At 61.7% G+C, this 17,316-nt stretch carries 15 protein-coding genes, 2 tRNA genes and 2 rRNA genes; 17 read left to right on the top strand and 2 right to left on the bottom strand.

Annotated features, from left to right (window positions below):
- The first annotated feature begins 85 nt into the window (after positions 1-85).
- Genes cyoB through ACDA63_RS06860 form a run of 6 tightly spaced genes read left to right on the top strand, consistent with a single transcriptional unit; the run spans position 86 to position 5,738 of the window.
- On the top strand, positions 86-2,089 hold the full coding sequence (cyoB, locus tag ACDA63_RS06885) for a cytochrome o ubiquinol oxidase subunit I (protein ID WP_373662474.1): 2,004 nt from the start codon (positions 86-88) through the stop codon (positions 2,087-2,089).
- On the top strand, positions 2,082-2,717 hold the full coding sequence (cyoC, locus tag ACDA63_RS06880) for a cytochrome o ubiquinol oxidase subunit III (protein ID WP_373662473.1): 636 nt from the start codon (positions 2,082-2,084) through the stop codon (positions 2,715-2,717). Before cyoB ends, cyoC begins: the two co-directional genes overlap by 8 nt.
- Positions 2,714-3,100 carry a cytochrome o ubiquinol oxidase subunit IV gene (gene cyoD / locus ACDA63_RS06875; RefSeq protein ID WP_373662472.1) on the top strand — a complete coding sequence of 129 codons (387 nt, stop codon included), beginning with the start codon at positions 2,714-2,716 and terminating at the stop codon, positions 3,098-3,100. Before cyoC ends, cyoD begins: the two co-directional genes overlap by 4 nt.
- Complete coding sequence (locus ACDA63_RS06870) at positions 3,097-3,876, top strand: SURF1 family protein (RefSeq protein WP_373662471.1); 780 nt, start codon at positions 3,097-3,099, stop codon at positions 3,874-3,876. Before cyoD ends, ACDA63_RS06870 begins: the two co-directional genes overlap by 4 nt.
- Complete coding sequence (locus ACDA63_RS06865; protein WP_373662470.1) at positions 3,863-5,212, top strand: ATP-binding protein; 1,350 nt, start codon at positions 3,863-3,865, stop codon at positions 5,210-5,212. Before ACDA63_RS06870 ends, ACDA63_RS06865 begins: the two co-directional genes overlap by 14 nt.
- Positions 5,202-5,738, top strand: a complete 537-nt coding sequence (locus ACDA63_RS06860; RefSeq protein ID WP_373662469.1) for a response regulator transcription factor — start codon at positions 5,202-5,204, stop codon at positions 5,736-5,738. The genes ACDA63_RS06865 and ACDA63_RS06860 overlap by 11 nt, the downstream gene beginning before the upstream one ends.
- A 30-nt stretch (positions 5,739-5,768) precedes the next feature.
- Here the strand turns inward: ACDA63_RS06860 and ACDA63_RS06855 are convergent, their stop codons facing one another.
- Entirely contained in the window at positions 5,769-6,206 is a 438-nt protein-coding gene (locus tag ACDA63_RS06855; protein ID WP_373662468.1) for a SirB2 family protein, read from the bottom strand.
- 176 nt (positions 6,207-6,382) lie between these two features.
- Between ACDA63_RS06855 and hutW the strand changes: the two genes are divergently transcribed.
- From hutW to ACDA63_RS06840, 3 genes are read left to right on the top strand one after another with little or no spacing between them, the layout of a single operon-like run.
- The gene (gene hutW, locus ACDA63_RS06850; protein ID WP_373662467.1) at positions 6,383-7,819 is read left to right on the top strand and encodes a heme anaerobic degradation radical SAM methyltransferase ChuW/HutW; all 1,437 of its coding nucleotides are present in this window, start codon (positions 6,383-6,385) and stop codon (positions 7,817-7,819) included.
- Positions 7,797-8,330 carry a heme utilization cystosolic carrier protein HutX gene (gene hutX, locus ACDA63_RS06845; RefSeq protein ID WP_373662466.1) on the top strand — a complete coding sequence of 178 codons (534 nt, stop codon included), beginning with the start codon at positions 7,797-7,799 and terminating at the stop codon, positions 8,328-8,330. The genes hutW and hutX overlap by 23 nt, the downstream gene beginning before the upstream one ends.
- Positions 8,330-8,956, top strand: coding sequence for an NAD(P)-dependent oxidoreductase (locus ACDA63_RS06840; RefSeq protein WP_373662465.1), 627 nt, complete (start codon positions 8,330-8,332; stop codon positions 8,954-8,956). Before hutX ends, ACDA63_RS06840 begins: the two co-directional genes overlap by 1 nt.
- Here the strand turns inward: ACDA63_RS06840 and ACDA63_RS06835 are convergent, their stop codons facing one another.
- On the bottom strand, positions 8,957-9,883 hold the full coding sequence (locus tag ACDA63_RS06835; RefSeq protein WP_373662464.1) for a LysR substrate-binding domain-containing protein: 927 nt from the start codon (positions 9,881-9,883) through the stop codon (positions 8,957-8,959).
- A 113-nt stretch (positions 9,884-9,996) separates the two neighbouring features.
- Between ACDA63_RS06835 and ACDA63_RS06830 the strand changes: the two genes are divergently transcribed.
- From ACDA63_RS06830 to ACDA63_RS06795, 8 genes are all read left to right on the top strand, one after another.
- The gene (locus tag ACDA63_RS06830; protein ID WP_373662463.1) at positions 9,997-11,196 is read left to right on the top strand and encodes an MFS transporter; all 1,200 of its coding nucleotides are present in this window, start codon (positions 9,997-9,999) and stop codon (positions 11,194-11,196) included.
- Positions 11,197-11,237: 41 nt separating this feature from the next.
- Complete coding sequence (gene dkgB / locus ACDA63_RS06825) at positions 11,238-12,053, top strand: 2,5-didehydrogluconate reductase DkgB (RefSeq protein WP_373662462.1); 816 nt, start codon at positions 11,238-11,240, stop codon at positions 12,051-12,053.
- An 82-nt stretch (positions 12,054-12,135) separates the two neighbouring features.
- Complete coding sequence (locus ACDA63_RS06820; protein ID WP_373662461.1) at positions 12,136-12,993, top strand: fumarylacetoacetate hydrolase family protein; 858 nt, start codon at positions 12,136-12,138, stop codon at positions 12,991-12,993.
- Positions 12,994-13,046: 53 nt separating this feature from the next.
- The gene (locus ACDA63_RS06815; RefSeq protein WP_373662460.1) at positions 13,047-13,976 is read left to right on the top strand and encodes an aldo/keto reductase; all 930 of its coding nucleotides are present in this window, start codon (positions 13,047-13,049) and stop codon (positions 13,974-13,976) included.
- A 504-nt stretch (positions 13,977-14,480) separates the two neighbouring features.
- Positions 14,481-16,011, top strand: a 16S ribosomal RNA gene (locus ACDA63_RS06810).
- A gap of 156 nt (positions 16,012-16,167) precedes the next feature.
- Positions 16,168-16,244: transfer RNA gene (locus ACDA63_RS06805), tRNA-Ile, on the top strand.
- Between the two features lie 5 nt (positions 16,245-16,249).
- Positions 16,250-16,325, top strand: a tRNA-Ala gene (locus tag ACDA63_RS06800).
- Between the two features lie 304 nt (positions 16,326-16,629).
- Positions 16,630-17,316: ribosomal RNA gene (locus ACDA63_RS06795) — 23S ribosomal RNA — on the top strand; the annotation flags it as partial.

The following is a 17,316-nucleotide window of genomic DNA, read 5'->3' as shown; positions in this document are numbered from 1 at the left end:
CGGTGTTCGCCTGCGCGTACCGCCACCGAATTCCGCTCTGCTGCATTCGGGCTACGCCACGTAAATCTGTCATCCGAGACCCACGATGTTCAATCATCCTGACCTTGCAAGGCTCATCTTCGGTCGCCTGACCTGGGAAGCCTTCCCGTATCACGAGCCGATCCTTGTCGCCACCTTCATCGGGGTGGTCCTGGGCGGCATCGCCGTTCTTGGCGCGATCACTTACTTCAAGCTGTGGGGCACGTTGTGGCGTGACTGGTTCACCAGCATCGACCACAAGAAGATCGGCATCATGTACATCGTGCTCGGTCTGGTGATGCTGCTGCGCGGCTTTGCCGATGCGCTGATGATGCGCCTGCAACAGGCCATCGCCTTCGGCGACAACCTCGGTTACCTGCCGCCGCACCACTATGACCAGGTGTTCACGGCGCACGGCGTGATCATGATTTTCTTCGTGGCCATGCCGCTGGTGACGGGCCTGATGAACTACATCGTGCCGTTGCAGATCGGTGCGCGCGACGTGGCTTTCCCGTTCCTGAACAACTTCAGTTTCTGGATGACGGCCTGCGGTGCGGGGCTGGTGATGATGTCGCTGTTCGTGGGCGAATTCGCCAAGACCGGCTGGTTGGCCTATCCGCCGCTGTCGGGCATCGCCTACAGCCCTGACGTCGGCGTCGACTACTACATATGGGCCTTGCAGATAGCGGGTGTGGGGACATTGCTATCGGGCGTGAACCTGGTGGTGACCATCGTGAAGATGCGCGCGCCCGGCATGTCGCTGATGAAAATGCCGGTGTTCACCTGGACGTCGCTGTGCACCAACGTGCTGATCGTCGCGGCCTTCCCGGTGCTGACCGCCGTGCTGGCGCTGCTGGCGATGGATCGTTACGTGGGGACCAACTTCTTCACGAACGAGCTCGGCGGCAACCCGATGATGTACGTGAACCTGATCTGGATCTGGGGCCACCCCGAGGTCTACATCCTGGTGCTGCCGGTGTTCGGCATTTTCTCTGAAGTGGTGTCGACGTTCAGCCGCAAGAGGTTGTTCGGCTACGCCTCGATGGTGTATGCCACCGTCGTGATCACCATTCTGTCGTACCTGGTGTGGCTGCATCACTTCTTCACCATGGGTTCGGGCGCGAGCGTGAACTCGTTCTTCGGCATCACGACGATGATCATTTCGATCCCGACCGGGGCGAAGATATTCAACTGGCTGTTCACGATGTATCGCGGACGCATCAAGTTCGAAGTGCCGATGCTGTGGACGGTGGGTTTCATGGTCACCTTCGTGATCGGCGGCATGACGGGCGTGCTGCTGGCGGTGCCGCCGGCGGACTTCGTGCTGCACAACAGCCTGTTCCTGATCGCGCACTTCCATAACGTGATCATCGGCGGCGTGCTGTTCGGCCTGATGGCGGGCATCAACTACTGGTTCCCCAAGGCCATCGGCTATCGTCTCGATCCGTTCTGGGGCAAGTGCTCGTTCTGGTTCTGGCAGATCGGCTTCTTCTTCGCCTTCATGCCGCTGTACGTGCTGGGCCTGATGGGCGTGACGCGCCGCGTGTCGCACTTCGATGACTCGTCGCTGCAGATCTGGTTCGTGATCGCCGCTTTCGGCGCCGGCCTGATCGCCATCGGCATCGGCTGCTTCCTGGTTCAACTGGTGGTCAGCTACCTGCGCCGCGAGCAGTTGCGCGACGTGACGGGCGACCCGTGGCACGGCCGTACGCTGGAGTGGTCGACCTCGTCGCCGCCGCCGGACTACAACTTTGCTTTCACGCCGCGCGTGCACGAAGGCGACGCGTGGTGGGACATGAAGCACCGGGGCTATGACCGTCCGACGCAGGGCTTCATCCCCATTCACATGCCGAAGAATACCGCCGCCGGCGTGGTGCTGGCCGTGCTCAGCACGATCTGCGGCTTTGGCCTGATCTGGCATATCTGGTGGATGGTGGTCGTGTCGTTCGCCGCGCTCATCGTTGCCACCATCGTGCATACCTTCAACTACAAGCGCGATTACTACGTCTCCGCGGAAGAAGTGATCCGCACGGAAAACGCGCGTACCCAACTGCTGGCCAGCCATGTCTGATTCCGTCGCACTCCAAGCCGGCGCGTCCGGCGCCGAAGCGGTCCGTTTCTACGAGACCGAAGAGCATCATCCGCAGAACGGAACCCTGCTGGGGTTCTGGATCTACCTGATGAGCGATTGCCTGATCTTCGCCTGCCTGTTCGCGGTGTATGGCGTGCTGGGCCGCAGTTTTGCGGCCGGCCCTTCGGGCGCTGACCTGTTCGATCTGCCGCTGGTGGCGATCAACACTTCGATGCTGCTGCTGTCGTCCATCACGTATGGCTTTGCCATGCTCGAGATGCAGAAGAACCGCACGCGCGGCACGCTGGTGTGGCTTGCCATCACGGGGCTTTTCGGCGCAGCCTTCATCGGACTTGAAATCTATGAGTTCGTGCACCTCATCCGCGAAGGCGCCGGCCCGCAGCGCAGCGCGTTCCTGTCATCGTTCTTCACGCTGGTGGGGACGCACGGCCTGCACGTGACTTTCGGCATCGTATGGCTGGTCACGCTGATGGTGCAGGTCACCAAGTACGGTCTGGTCGCTCAGAACCGCCGCCGCCTGATGTGCCTGTCGATGTTCTGGCACTTCCTCGACGTCGTGTGGATCGGCGTCTTCACCTTTGTCTATCTGATGGGGACGCTGGTATGAGCGAACATCACGCCACTCACGCACACGATCATCACGATCACGACGATGGTGCCACGCACGGCAGCCTGTCGGACTACGTCAAGGGTTTTGCGCTGTCGGTCGTCCTGACGGCCATTCCGTTCTGGCTGGTCATGACCAATGTCATCGGAAAGCCGAACCTCACGGCGCTGGTGATCCTCGGCTTCGCCGCGGTCCAGATCGTCGTGCACATGATCTACTTTCTGCACATGAACGCGCGTTCCGAAGGAGGCTGGAATATGCTGGCGCTGATCTTCACGCTGGTGCTGGTGGTGATCACGCTGGCTGGATCGTTGTGGGTCATGTATCACATGAACGCCAACATGATGCCGCCGTCCATGCATGAGATGCGCAACCAGCCGTGACCTGGCAACGCACGTACCGGGGTTGGCTGCTGGTCTGGACGATCGCGGGCGCATTGCTGTTTGCCTTGTTCGTTGCGCTGGGTACCTGGCAGATCGAACGCCGTGCGTGGAAGCTGGACTTGATCGCCCGCGTTGACCAGCGCGTGCATGCCGCCCCGCAACCCGCGCCCGCCCCGGGCGAGTGGGGCGGCATCAACGCCGAAGCCGACGCCTATCGGCACGTATCGGTGCGGGGTACGTTCATGAATGAGCGCGAGACGCTGGTGCAGGCCTCGACCGCGCTCGGCCCCGGCTTCTGGGTGCTCACGCCGCTGCGCACCGATGACGGTCATTACGTTCTCATCAATCGCGGCTACGTGCCCGACAATCGCCGCGAGCGCAACACGCGTGCGGCCACCGAACCGGCTGGCGAACAGACGGTGACCGGGCTGCTGCGCATCACCGAGCCGCACGGCGGCTTTCTGCGCAGCAACGATGCTGCCGCCAACCGCTGGTATTCGCGCGATGTGGCCGCCATGGCTGCCGCACGCGACCTGCCGGCGGGCTCCGTGGCACCCTATTTCATTGATGCAGAATCGGGCGGCAATGCCGACGTCGACCGCTGGCCGGTCGGCGGGCTGACCGTGGTGTCGTTTCACAACAGCCACCTCGTCTATGTCATCACGTGGTATACGCTCGCCCTGATGGTGGCGGGCGCCGTGGTCTATCTGTGGCGTCTCGAAGGCCGGCGCAAGGCGTCGGCGCGTAGGCACGGACAGGTGGATGACGAGCATTGATAACGGAAGTCTGATCAGGTTGGACCGGCCCCGGGAGAATCGGGGCGACGACGCCACGGGCGCCAAGAACATGCAGCAGCTCATCCAGCTGCGCTGGTTTGCCGTGCTGGGCCAGGTGCTGGCGATCGCCGTCGTCCACTTTGCGTTCGAGATCCGCTTGCCGCTCGGGCCGATGGTGCTCGCGCTGGGCTTTCTGATTCTCTTCAATCTCGCTTGCCTGTGGCGCTGGCGCGGCGATCGGCCGGTCAGCGATCCGGCGATGTTCCTCGGGCTGTTGGTGGACGTGGCCGTGTTGACGGTGCAGTTGTACCTGTCCGGTGGCGCATCGAACCCATTCATCTTTCTCTACCTGCTGCAGGTGATCATCGCTGCGGTGCTGCTCCGGCGCAGCTATAGCTGGAGCGTGGTCGTCGTGACCGTGCTGTGCTTTGCCGGGCTGACGCAGTTCCACATGCCGATCGATCTTTCGCCCAATCCGAGCGACGGCCTGGCGGACCATTACGTGCAAGGCATGATGATCTGCTTTGCGCTCAATGCGGCCCTGCTCGTGACGGTGGTCACGCGCATCAACCGCAACCTGCGTGCGCGCGACGCGCGCCTGGCCGATCTGCGCCAGCGTGCGGCGGAAGAAGAACACATCGTGCGAATGGGTTTGCTGGCGTCGGGCGCGGCGCATGAGCTGAGCACGCCGCTGTCGACGCTGGCGGTGATTCTGGGCGACTGGCGTCGCATGCCTTTTTTTGCGTCCGATCCCGAACTGCTGCGCGAGGTGGAGGAAATGCAGGCACAGGTCCTGCGATGCAAGAGCATCGTCACCGGCATCCTGCTATCGGCGGGCGAGGATCGCGGTGAGGCGCCCGTTGCGACCACAGTGACTGAGTTTCTCGACGATCTTGTGGAGGAATGGCGTGCCACGCGCTCGGCCACCGCGCTCACGTTCGAGAATGCGTTCGGCGAGGACGTCGACATCGTCTCGGACTCGGCCTTGCGGCAGACGATCCACAACGTGCTGGACAACGCCATTGAGGCTTCGCCGATCGGCGTCACCTTGCGCGCCCTGCGCGAAGGCGATCGATTGATCATCGAAGTGACCGACGTGGGCCATGGTTTTGACCCGGACATGCTCGAACAGCTCGGCAAGCCGTACCAGTCGAGCAAGGGCCGGCCAGGTGGCGGGCTCGGTTTGTTCCTGGTGGTGAACGTGCTACGCAAGCTCGGGGGCACGGTGTCGGCAGGCAATCGGCCGGAGGGCGGCGCCATCGTGACGTTGAGCCTGCCGCTGACCTCGATACAATTGGAGCCTGAAGAGCTTATGGGTACTGAGGATGGACACTGAGCGACTGTTGCTGATCGTCGAAGACGACGAAGCCTTCGCCCGCACGCTGGGCCGCTCCTTCGAGCGGCGCGATTACCAGGTCATCCACGCCAGTCAGGCGGAGCAGGTGGCCGAGTTGCTGAAGACGCACAACCCCGCGTTCGCGGTGGTCGATCTCAAACTGGCAGGCAACGCTTCGGGGCTGGCGTGCGTGAAGCAACTGCACGCCCGTGATCCGGAGATGGTCATCGTGGTGCTGACCGGCTATGCCAGCATCGCGACGGCGGTCGAGGCGATCAAGCTCGGCGCGCGGCATTACCTCGTCAAACCGTCCAACACGGATGACATCGAACAGGCCTTTGGCCGCGACACTGGCGATGCCGGCGTGGCACTGACCGAGCGCACCACGTCGATCAAGACGCTGGAGTGGGAGCGCATCCACCAGACGCTGGCGGAGACTGATTTCAATATTTCCGAGACGGCCCGCCGTCTCGGCATGCATCGCCGCACGCTTGCGCGAAAGCTCGACAAGCAGCGCGTCAAATAGCACGGACAGGCGGCCGTTCGGCCGCTGCGCTCACATCAGATACCGCCAGAACCCGGCCGGGTCGTGAAGGCGGGCAATCGAATACATGGTGATGAAGCAAAGCAGGGCGGCGAAGTAAGCCGCCACGCGGATGGCCGGTGTGCGCCCGCGCTTAAGCGCCAGCGTGCCGAGCACGACGTACACCACCAGCAGCCCCAGCTTGGCCATCAGCCACGGCACTTCGAACGGATTCAGCCGCAGCGCGGTGAGCAACAGGATCGCCGCGGTCAGCAATGCGGTGTCGATGGTGTAGCTCAGATAGCGTACCGGTGCGCGCATGGCGATCGATGCGCCCGCCAGGCGCGCTGCGCCGCGCAATGCGAACAGCGAACCGCTGGTGATGGCGAGCCCGATGTGGGCGCTTTTGATGGCGAGGTAATGCTCGACGAGGGCCATGTAGTGTTCGCGCAGGGGGAGGGGTTCGATCATACCTGTCGTTGTGGGCGCTTCGTCGAGCGCAGGAAGCGCGCTCGCTAGCAGTTCGGGGATTGATGCAGATCATGCAAAAATAGTAATGATTCTTAATAATGAACGAGAATTGATATCAATGACGATCAGAAATGACGGTCTCCAATCCGACAGAACCCGGCGACGCGCCACCACCCATGGATGCCGCATTGCGTCCGCTCGACGTCCTGCCGACGGCTTTCGACACCCGGCAGGCGCTCATGCCCATGTGGGGCGCCACGCCTCTGCCGCCCGATACGTGGCGTGAGCGTTGGGTTGCGGTGGCCGGCCAGCCGCTGGGTACACCGGCGCTGGCCTACCTGCATATCCCTTTCTGCGCCAATCGCTGTGTGTTCTGCGGCTTCTATCGCAACGCGTGGCGTGAAGAACATGGCCCGGTTTACGTGGATCGGCTGATCGCCGAACTGGAGCATGAAGCCGCTGCGCGACCCGACGGCGGGCGCATCGATGCGGTGTACTTTGGCGGAGGCACGCCGACAGCGCTTTCCGCGCACGACCTCTCGCGCCTGATCCGCGCGGTGCGGGGGAGCCTGCCTTTGTCCGACGACTGCGAGATCACGATCGAAGGACGTATCTCGCATTTCGACGACGCCAAGATCGCGGCTTGCCTCGAAGCGGGGGCAAATCGCTTTTCGATCGGCATCCAGACTTTCGACAGCCCGCTGCGTCGCAGGCTTGGCCGTCAGCACGGCGGCGAAGAGGCGGCCGCGTACATGCGGCATCTGGCGCAATACGATGCGGTTGTCGTCGCCGACCTGATCTTCGGTCTGCCGGGACAGGACGATGCGCGCTGGATGCGTGACGTAGACATCGCCTTGTCGCTGGGCCTCGACGGGCTCGACGTGTACGCCTTCAACTGCTACCCCGGCCTGCCAATCAACCGGATGATCGAAAAGGGCGCCTTGCCGGCGATGAGCGATCTACCCACGCAGGCTCGCCACTACGCATGGGCTGTGCGTCGCCTCGAAGAGGCGGGCTGGAAGCAATTGAGCAACAGTCACTTCGGCAGCCCCAGCGGTACCGAGCGCAATCGCTACAACAGCGCGGTGAAGTCCGGCCTCGATTGCTTGGCCTTCGGCGCTGGTGCGGGTGGTCAGCGTGGCGGCTTGAGTTACCAGGTGCAGGGGGAGTTCGACGCCTATCTGGCTACTCCGACGCAGGCCAAGCCGCTGGGTTTCGTCGCGCAGGCGAGCGCCAACAAGGCGCTGTTCGGCGCGCTCCAGGGCCGGCTCGAACGTGGCGAACTGCCGCTCGCGTTGATCGCAGGCAACGTGGCCGCGGAGGCGCTTGTTTCCGAATGGGCCATGCGCGGGCTGCTCGAATGCGCGGAGGGCGTTGCTCGCCTGAGCGTAGGCGGTCGCTTCTGGGCGCCGACCATGATCCGAGCGCTGGCGCTCACGCTGGAGCCTTACCCGGATGCCGCCATCGGGCGCCCCGGTGGCGCGCGCGCGATGCACCCGCATGCCCGCCCCGGCGCCACGCCCCATGGTCACGGCGGCCAGCCGCCCCATGGGCATCCCGATTCCCACACGCAAGCTCAAGGACATACGCATGTCGCAAAACCGTCTGACTGAAGAACAACGCCGCCAACTGCAGGAACGCATGGCGCGTCATCCTGGGGGCATCCTCGAGCAGGTCGCACACAAGGAAAACTGTTCGCTTGCCGACGTGATCGAGTCTTTGCCGACCAGTGCATGGACGCGAGCAAGCGGCGAACACTTCATGGATGTGCTGGGCGCGATCAGTGCGTGGGGCACGCCGGTGACGGTGATCGTGCACACCGCTGATGTGATCATGGAATTCACGGGGCCGCTGCCAGCTGGCAATGTCGGGCATGGCTTTTACAACCTGTCCGGTAGCTCCGGGCTGCACGGGCATCTGTCCTACCAGAACTGCGGTGCGATCTATTTCCTTGAGCGCCCATTCATGGGCAAGGCCACGGCGAGCCTCGTGTTTGCCAATCGCGACGGGCAGGCGATGTTCAAGGTCTATGCGGGCCGCGACGAATCGGGCTCGCTGCTGGCCGATCAGGTGAATGGCATGCGTGAGCTGATCCGCCACGCTGCCACGCGCGAGCTTGCGTAATGGACGCCCCCCACGATCTGCTGGTCTTTGGCGGCACTGGCAAGACCGGCGCGCTCCTTGTTGGCAAGGCGCGTGCGCGCGGTTTGCGGGTCGCCGTCATGGCGCGCCGTGATGCACCGGGGCTGGCCGATACGCGGGTGCGAGGCGACGCGTTCATTGCCGAGGACTGCATCCGCGCCATCAAGGCAACGCAACCCAGGGCTGTGGTAAGCCTGCTTGGCGGACGCAACGACAAGGGGGCGCGCGTGGATGCCGCCGGCAACATCAATGTCATTGAGGCGGCTCGTGTTCATCAGCCAGGCGGGCGACTGATCCTGCTGACTTCGATGGGGTGTGGCGAGCAGTACGACGCCATGCCCACACAAGTTCGGCAGATGCTGGGCGAGGCCTTGCGTGCCAAGACGGAGGCCGAACAGTTGTTGCGCACGAGCGCTCTGGCGTGGACCATCGTGCGCCCCGGCGGTCTGACGAACGATGAAGGGGCGGGGCGCTATGCGCTCAGCGAAGGTCCGCCGCCGTGGCCGGCACCGTACATTGCGCGCGCCGACGTGGCTCTGGCAGTGCTCGACGTGCTGGCCGATCCTGCCAGCACGGGCCGGGTCTACACGGTTGTCGGCGCAGCCTGATCAGGATTGTTCGCGCCGGGGCGGGTGGATGCCCGTGCCCGGTTTCAGCAGTTCGACCGCAAGCCAATCCAGAAAGCACCCGACGCGGGCCGACAGCGCTGTATTGCGGTAATAGACCGCGTGGATGGCCTGACGCGTATCGAGCGTATCGGCCGCCAGCACCTGCACGAAGTCGCCGCGCGCGCGATCGGCTTCGGTCATGAAGTCTGCCAGGCAGACGATGCCAGCGCCTTCCAGAGCGAGCTGACGCAGCGTCTCGCCACTGGATGCGTGCAACTGCGCACGGATATGCAGGCTGTCGCCATCGGCATGGCGGAGCGGCCATTGATTGAGCGAATCCCGCTGGCTGAAGCCGAGCAGCGTGTGCGCGGCGAGATCCTCTACGCGAGCCGGCGTGCCGTGTCTGACGAGGTATTCCGGGCTTGCCAGGATGCGCCGCCCGCTGCCGCCCAGCGCACGCGCCGTCAGCGTTGAGTCGCGCAACGGGCCGATGCGGATTGCGACGTCGGTGTCTTCTTCGAGCAGGTCGATGATCAGATCGTCGCTGTTCAGTTCCAGATCGATGGCTGGGAAGGCACGCCTGAATGCGTCGATGCGTGGCACCAGCACATGGAGCATGAACGGGCTCGCGGCATTGATGCGCAGGCGCCCCGAGGGTGTCTGTCGTCGCCGCGCGAGCTGGTCTTCGGCTTCGTCCATGGCGGCCAGAATGCGCCGCGCATGGGCGAGCAGGAGTTCGCCTTCGTCAGTCAGCGAAATCCGCCGGGTTGTGCGACGAAGCAAAGTGGTGTCGAGCTTTTCTTCGAGCCGCGCCAGGGTGCGGCTCACGCCGGACGTGGTCTGGCCGAGTTGCTCTGCAGCAGCCGTGATCGAGCCGGTGTCGACGATGGCGCGGAATGCGATCAGTTCTTCCAGCGAGCTTTTCATGTCTGGATTGTTGATGACTGGTCAAATATGTTTCGAGTTTACTTGTCTTTTTCGGCAATAGTTGAGCGCGCACACTGCAGTCTCGTTTTTTCGATTCCGCGGAGTGCATTGAAATGCCCATCGCTCTACTGGCGCTGACCATCAGCGCTTTTGCCATCGGCACGACCGAGTTCGTCATCGTCGGGCTGATTCCCACCGTGGCCGCCGACCTCTCGGTGAGCCTGCCTTCCGCCGGCCTGCTGGTCAGCCTCTACGCACTGGGGGTGGCCGTCGGCGCGCCCGTGCTCACTGCACTGACCGGCCGCATGCCGCGCAAGGCCTTGCTGCTGTCGCTGATGGCGCTGTTTACGCTGGGCAACCTGCTTGCCTGGCTGGCACCCGGCTATGGCTCGCTGATCGTGGCGCGCATCCTCACCGGGCTCGCGCACGGCGTGTTCTTTTCGGTCGGCTCGACCATCGCGACGGGGCTGGTGCCGAAAGAACGAGCGGCGAGCGCCATCGCCATCATGTTTACCGGCCTCACCGTGGCGTTGGTGACCGGCGTGCCGCTGGGCACCTTCATCGGTCAGCACTTTGGCTGGCGCGAGACCTTTTTTGCCGTCGCCGGGCTGGGCGTGATCGCCTTCGCTGGCAGCGCCCTGTTCGTGCCCGCTTCGATTCCGCGAGGCACGCCCGCATCGCTCGCCAGCCAGTTGCGCGTGCTGACGCAGCCGCGCCTGCTGCTTGTATATGCGATGACGGCGGTGGGGTACGGCGGCTCCTTCATCGCGTTCACCTTTCTTGCGCCGATTCTTCAGGACGTGGCGGGTTTCAGTGCTTCGGCTGTGGGCTGGGCGATGCTGTTGTATGGCGTGTCGGTGTCGGTCGGCAACCTGTGGGGCGGACGCCTGGCCGATCAGCACGGGCCGATTCCGGCGCTGAAGCTGATTTTCCTGGTGCTGGCGGCGGTGCTGCTTGCGCTGACCTTCACTGCGAGCAGCAAGCTGTTGGTGATCATCACCGTGTTGGCCTGGGGCGCGGTGGCGTTCGGCAATGTGCCGGGCCTGCAGGTGCTGGTGGTGAAGGAGGCCGAGGCGTCGGTGCCGCATGCAGTCGATGTGGCGTCGGGGCTGAACATTGCCGCTTTCAACGTGGGCATTGCGGGCGGCGCGTGGGGCGGCGGCCTGATCGTGCAGCACGCCGGCCTGATGAACACACCGTGGGTGGGCGCACTGGTTGTGCTGGGCGCGTTCGGACTGACCGCGCTGTGCGGCCGCATGCAACGCGCCACACCTGTACTGCCGGAAGCGCTCGCGGTGGAAGCCTGCCGCTGACCGAAGTCCGCACCCTCTACACCTGTTCGAAAGAAAACAACATGCAACGTCGCAACAATGTCATCCCCTCCATCGGCCTCGGCACATTCCGCCTTCAGGGCCAGGCCGTCGTCGATTCGGTCCGCAGCGGCATCGCGCTGGGCTACCGCCATATCGACACGGCGCAGATCTACGGCAACGAGGCTGAAGTGGGGCAGGCGATTGCCGAGAGCGGCATCAAGCGCGACGAGCTGTTCGTGACCACCAAGGTCTGGATCGACAACCTGTCGCACGAACGGCTGATTCCGAGCTTGCGCGAGAGTCTGGACAAAATGCGCATGGACAAGGTCGATCTGGCGCTCATCCACTGGCCGTCGCCGGGCGATGCGCTGCCGGTCGAGCAATACATGACGGCGCTCGCCGAAGCCAGAGAGTTGGGGCTGACACGCCTGATCGGTGTGTCGAACTTCACCATCGCGCATCTGGACCGCGCTATCGATGCGGTCGGAGCGAGTCAGATCGCCACACAGCAAGTGGAAGTCCATCCGTTCCTGCAGAACCGCAAATTGATCGAACATGTGCAGTGCAAGGGCATTCACGTTACGGCCTATATGCCGTTGGCTTACGGCAAAGTGATGAGCGATCCGGTGCTGCTCGAGATCGCACGGCGTCGCGGCGTCAGCCCGGCGCAGGTCGCATTGGCGTGGTCGTTGCAGCAAGGGCGTGCGGTGATTCCGTCATCGACCCGGCCCGACAATCAGCGTGCCAACCTGGCATCATCGTCGGTGAGATTGGCCGAAGAGGACATGGCCGCGATCACCTTGCTCGACAGAGGCGAACGTCTGGCGAGCCCGGACTTTGCTCCGGACTGGGATTAAGCCCAGGTACCCCTCGGAAAGCACGGCTGGTATCGATGCAGATTCGATGCCAAGCTGGCACTTTTGCCGTCGAGGGGGAGAGATGCGCTTCATGACGTTCGAGCGGGCCGATGGCTGCCGCGGTCTGGCGGTTCACGGTGCGGGCCAGTGGCGAGGTTTGTGCGATGGTGATGCCGGCTATCCGGGCGACCTCGACGGCCTTCTCGCGACTGGGGCCGATCTTGCTGCGGTCGCCGAGCGTTTGTCGCGCGGAGAGGTCATCGACGTCGCAACGGTGCGTCATCTACCGCCGCTCGGACGGCCGGGCAAGATTCTGTGCATCGGACTGAATTACGTCGATCACAGCAACGAAGCCGGTTTCGAGCCGCCATCCTACCCGACCGTCTTTGCGCGTTTCGCGTCGAGTCTCGTCGGGCATGGCGCGCCGATGATTCGCCCGCGCCAATCGCAGCAGCTCGACTACGAAGGCGAACTGGTTGCCGTGATCGGACGCGGCGGCCGCAACATTCCGCGCGATCTGGCGCTGAATCACGTCGCGGGGTACTCGATCTTCAATGACGGTTCGGTGCGGGATTACCAGTTCAAGTCGCCGCAGTGGACCATGGGCAAGAACTTCGACACCACTGGCGCCTTCGGCCCGTGTTTCGTGTCTGCGGATGAACTGCCGCCAGGTGCGCGCGGGCTGCGCTTGCAGACGCGCTTGAATGGGCGCGCCGTGCAGGACGCGACGACCGCCGACATGCTCTTCGACGTGCCGACATTGGTGTCGCTGCTGAGCGAGGTCATGACGCTGTCGGCCGGCGACATCATCGTAACCGGGACGCCGGGCGGCGTCGGCATGGCGCGCAAGCCGCCCCTCTATATGCAGCCGGGCGATGTGTGCGAAGTGGAAATCGAATCGATCGGCGTGTTGCGGACGCCGGTCGTGCAAGGCGAATAGCAGCGGAACTCGCCATATGCGGGGGCGTCCCAAGCACGAAGGAGGGCGCCCCGATGGCCTCGATCGAAGACCTCGCATCCTTGCCCATGAGTCGTGGGCAATTTCTCAAACTGACAACTGCCGCCTGCGCCTTGATGGCAACCGGAGCGGGTGCGCAGACGAGCCCACCCATCATGCATCGGCGCCCTATCCCCGTGAGTGGCGGAACGCTGCCGGTCGTGGGCTGTGGCACCTGGCAGACATTCGATGACGACCCGAAGCGGCAGGACGAACTGGCCGAAGTGCTGCGGACCCTGTTCGCGTCGGGAGGCTCGCTCATTGATAGCTCGCCCATGTACGGCGCCGCAGAGGCTGTGGCCGGTCGCCTACTGACCCGGATCGATGGTCACGCCAAGGCATTTGTCGCGACCAAGGTCTGGACGCGCGGGCGACAGGCCGGCATCGACCAGATGGAAGAGTCGGAACGACTTCTTCAGCATCGTCCTATCGATCTCATGCAGATCCACAACCTTGTCGACTGGCGCACCCAACTGGCGACATTGCGCGACTGGAAGGCGCAAGGGCGCATCCGCTATCTCGGGGTGACGCATTACACGCCCAGCGCGTATGCGGAACTCGAATCCGTCATGCGAGCGGAGGCGCTGGACTTCGTGCAGATCAACTACTCCATGGACGACCGGGAGGCTGAAAGGCGGATACTTCCGCTCGCGGCTGAACGGCGCGTTGCCGTCATCATCAATCGTCCGTTCGGCGGCGGAGGTCTGATCCGGAGTCTGCAAGGCAGGGCATTGCCAGCCTGGGCGGCCGACATCGGCTGCACGAGCTGGGCGCAGGTACTGCTGAAATTCGTGCTGGGTCATCACGCCGTGACGGCCGTCATCCCAGGGACGGGACAGGTGCGGCACATGGCCGATAATGTCCGGGCCGGGTTTGGCGAGTACCCGGACGATGCGCTGCGACGGCGCATGATGGCGGAACTGTGATCCGATTGATTACAAATGTTCAGAAAGAGCTTGACGGCCCCTTCTACGCTATCCATAATCTCGCCTCTCTGCTGCTGACGCAACGAAAGGCGCGAAGGCGGCAGGTCAAGTCGGCGAAAGCGGTCTTGAGTGGTTCGTAGCTTGAATGGCTCGGCAGTTTTTGCAGGCGGTTTTAAAAGTCGTGCCGAGTGTTTTGGCCACTTTTGAATCGCCGGAACGATCGGATAAAAAAGATTGTTCAACAGGCTTGACGCAGTAAATAAGGTGTGTAGAATGCGCACCTCTCGCAGACAACGCAACGCAGCAATGCAGCGAAATCTGTGAGATAAATCAGGTAGTTAAGTGACCTGAACGCTCTTTAAAAAAATAGACAACCGATAGGTGTGGGTGCTTCGGTGGCTCGCTAAATTAAGCAGCATTTCGGTGCTGCGAAAGCGAAGTAATTGAAGTGCCAATACTTTGAATCATAGATTCGTCAGTGAATTTAGAGTTTGGCCAAGCATTGAACTTAAGAGTTTGATTCTGGCTCAGATTGAACGCTGGCGGCATGCCTTACACATGCAAGTCGAACGGGTCTTTGGGGCTTGCTCCAAAGATTAGTGGCGAACGGGTGAGTAATGCATCGGAACGTACCCAGTCGTGGGGGATAACGTAGCGAAAGTTACGCTAATACCGCATACGTCCTGAGGGAGAAAGCGGGGGATCTTCGGACCTCGCGCGATTGGAGCGGCCGATGTCGGATTAGCTAGTTGGTAGGGTAAAAGCCTACCAAGGCGACGATCCGTAGCTGGTCTGAGAGGATGATCAGCCACACTGGGACTGAGACACGGCCCAGACTCCTACGGGAGGCAGCAGTGGGGAATTTTGGACAATGGGGGCAACCCTGATCCAGCCATGCCGCGTGAGTGAAGAAGGCCTTCGGGTTGTAAAGCTCTTTCAGACGGAAAGAAAAGGCTTCGGTGAATAATCGGAGTCGATGACGGTACCGTCAGAAGAAGCACCGGCTAACTACGTGCCAGCAGCCGCGGTAATACGTAGGGTGCAAGCGTTAATCGGAATTACTGGGCGTAAAGCGTGCGCAGGCGGTTGTGCAAGACAGGTGTGAAATCCCCGGGCTTAACCTGGGAACTGCGCTTGTGACTGCACGACTAGAGTACGGCAGAGGGGGGTGGAATTCCTGGTGTAGCAGTGAAATGCGTAGAGATCAGGAGGAACATCGATGGCGAAGGCAGCCCCCTGGGCCTGTACTGACGCTCATGCACGAAAGCGTGGGGAGCAAACAGGATTAGATACCCTGGTAGTCCACGCCCTAAACGATGTCGACTAGTTGTTCGGGAAGGTGACTTCTTGAGTAACGTAGCTAACGCGTGAAGTCGACCGCCTGGGGAGTACGGCCGCAAGGTTAAAACTCAAAGAAATTGACGGGGACCCGCACAAGCGGTGGATGATGTGGATTAATTCGATGCAACGCGAAAAACCTTACCTAGCCTTGACATGCCAGGAATCCTGCAGAGATGTGGGAGTGCCTTCGGGAACCTGGACACAGGTGCTGCATGGCTGTCGTCAGCTCGTGTCGTGAGATGTTGGGTTAAGTCCCGCAACGAGCGCAACCCTTGTCACTAGTTGCTACGCAAGGGCACTCTAGTGATACTGCCGGTGACAAACCGGAGGAAGGTGGGGATGACGTCAAGTCCTCATGGCCCTTATGGCTAGGGCTTCACACGTCATACAATGGTCGGTACAGAGGGTTGCCAACCCGCGAGGGGGAGCTAATCTCAGAAAGCCGATCGTAGTCCGGATCGTAGTCTGCAACTCGACTGCGTGAAGTCGGAATCGCTAGTAATCGCGGATCAGCATGCCGCGGTGAATACGTTCCCGGGTCTTGTACACACCGCCCGTCACACCATGGGAGTGGGTTCTACCAGAAGCAGGTAGCCTAACCGTAAGGAGGGCGCCTACCACGGTAGGGTTCATGACTGGGGTGAAGTCGTAACAAGGTAGCCGTATCGGAAGGTGCGGCTGGATCACCTCCTTTCTAGAGCAAGCGCAGCTTGCCGCAAGTACCCACAACCTATCGGTTGTTTGGCAGCAACAAGGGCGAGGAGCCCGGATGGTCGCGCGACGCGAACGAGCGAGAGTGGCGTTTGTGTTGAGTGAGGATTCTGGAGCGGCCCTTACCGTGAAACGATAAGGGTCAGTAGCTCAGTCGGTTAGAGCACCGTCTTGATAAGGCGGGGGTCGTAGGTTCGATTCCTACCTGACCCACCAGTATCGGGGGATTAGCTCAGCTGGGAGAGCACCTGCTTTGCAAGCAGGGGGTCGTCGGTTCGATCCCGTCATCCTCCACCAAAATCCCTTGTAGATCGCGGACGTGACGCAAAGCGTCATTCGTCAGAGCAGTGAGTGGTTTCACTGTCTTGACGAATGAATCTTCGCAAGAAGGTTTATCGGTTGTTGCTCTTTAACAAAGTGGAAGGTAAAGACAATCATGGCAAACATGCCAGGGCGCAGAAGTCCTCGTGTGTTTGACATGGGTTGTGATTGCATCGATTTGTACTGTTTGCGAACCAGCGGCAGTGCAACTCAAACGAGTGTACTTCGAGCTCTGTAGCGGTGGCTTGATGGAGCGATTCATCAGGACTCAACGTTATAGGATCAAGCGACTAAGTGCACGTGGTGGATGCCTTGGCGATCACAGGCGATGAAGGACGTGCAAGCCTGCGAAAAGCGACGGGGAGCTGGCAATGGAGCTTTGATCCGTCGATATCCGAATGGGGAAACCCCCCTCGCAAGAGGGATCCCACACTGAATTCATAGGTGTGGGAGGCGAACCGAGCGAACTGAAACATCTAAGTAGCTCGAGGAAAAGAAATCAACCGAGATTCCCATAGTAGTGGCGAGCGAATTGGGAGCAGCCTGTACGTGATAGTCGGGTCGTTAATAGAACAGTCTGGAAAGGCTGGCCATAGTGGGTGATAGCCCCGTATATGAAAGCGATCCGGTGGTACTGAGCGTACGACAAGTAGGGCGGGGCACGAGAAACCCTGTCTGAACATGGGGGGACCATCCTCCAAGGCTAAATACTCGTGATCGACCGATAGTGAACCAGTACCGTGAGGGAAAGGCGAAAAGAACCCCGGGAGGGGAGTGAAATAGATCCTGAAACCGCGTGCATACAAACAGTGGGAGCCTCTTCGGGGGTGACTGCGTACCTTTTGTATAATGGGTCAGCGACTTACGTTGTGTGGCGAGCTTAACCGAATAGGGGAGGCGTAGCGAAAGCGAGTCTGATAAGGGCGACATAGTCGCACGGCGTAGACCCGAAACCAGATGATCTATC

The organism is Uliginosibacterium sp. sgz301328 (assembly GCF_041807905.1).
Classification (GTDB): Bacteria; Pseudomonadota; Gammaproteobacteria; order Burkholderiales; family Rhodocyclaceae; genus JBGVSA01.
The sequence above is the reverse complement of the archived record's forward strand: the minus strand, read 5'-3'. Positions and strand labels throughout refer to the sequence as shown.

Coding starts and splice junctions, on each gene's coding strand:
- cyoB (WP_373662474.1), top strand. CDS start 86: ATGTTCAATCATCCTGACCTTGCAAGGCTCATCTTCGGTCGCCTGACC.
- cyoC (WP_373662473.1), top strand. CDS start 2,082: ATGTCTGATTCCGTCGCACTCCAAGCCGGCGCGTCCGGCGCCGAAGCG.
- cyoD (WP_373662472.1), top strand. CDS start 2,714: ATGAGCGAACATCACGCCACTCACGCACACGATCATCACGATCACGAC.
- ACDA63_RS06865 (WP_373662470.1), top strand. CDS start 3,863: ATGACGAGCATTGATAACGGAAGTCTGATCAGGTTGGACCGGCCCCGG.
- ACDA63_RS06860 (WP_373662469.1), top strand. CDS start 5,202: ATGGACACTGAGCGACTGTTGCTGATCGTCGAAGACGACGAAGCCTTC.
- ACDA63_RS06855 (WP_373662468.1), bottom strand. CDS start 6,206: ATGATCGAACCCCTCCCCCTGCGCGAACACTACATGGCCCTCGTCGAG.
- hutW (WP_373662467.1), top strand. CDS start 6,383: ATGGATGCCGCATTGCGTCCGCTCGACGTCCTGCCGACGGCTTTCGAC.
- hutX (WP_373662466.1), top strand. CDS start 7,797: ATGTCGCAAAACCGTCTGACTGAAGAACAACGCCGCCAACTGCAGGAA.
- ACDA63_RS06840 (WP_373662465.1), top strand. CDS start 8,330: ATGGACGCCCCCCACGATCTGCTGGTCTTTGGCGGCACTGGCAAGACC.
- ACDA63_RS06835 (WP_373662464.1), bottom strand. CDS start 9,883: ATGAAAAGCTCGCTGGAAGAACTGATCGCATTCCGCGCCATCGTCGAC.
- ACDA63_RS06830 (WP_373662463.1), top strand. CDS start 9,997: ATGCCCATCGCTCTACTGGCGCTGACCATCAGCGCTTTTGCCATCGGC.
- dkgB (WP_373662462.1), top strand. CDS start 11,238: ATGCAACGTCGCAACAATGTCATCCCCTCCATCGGCCTCGGCACATTC.
- ACDA63_RS06820 (WP_373662461.1), top strand. CDS start 12,136: ATGCGCTTCATGACGTTCGAGCGGGCCGATGGCTGCCGCGGTCTGGCG.
- ACDA63_RS06815 (WP_373662460.1), top strand. CDS start 13,047: ATGGCCTCGATCGAAGACCTCGCATCCTTGCCCATGAGTCGTGGGCAA.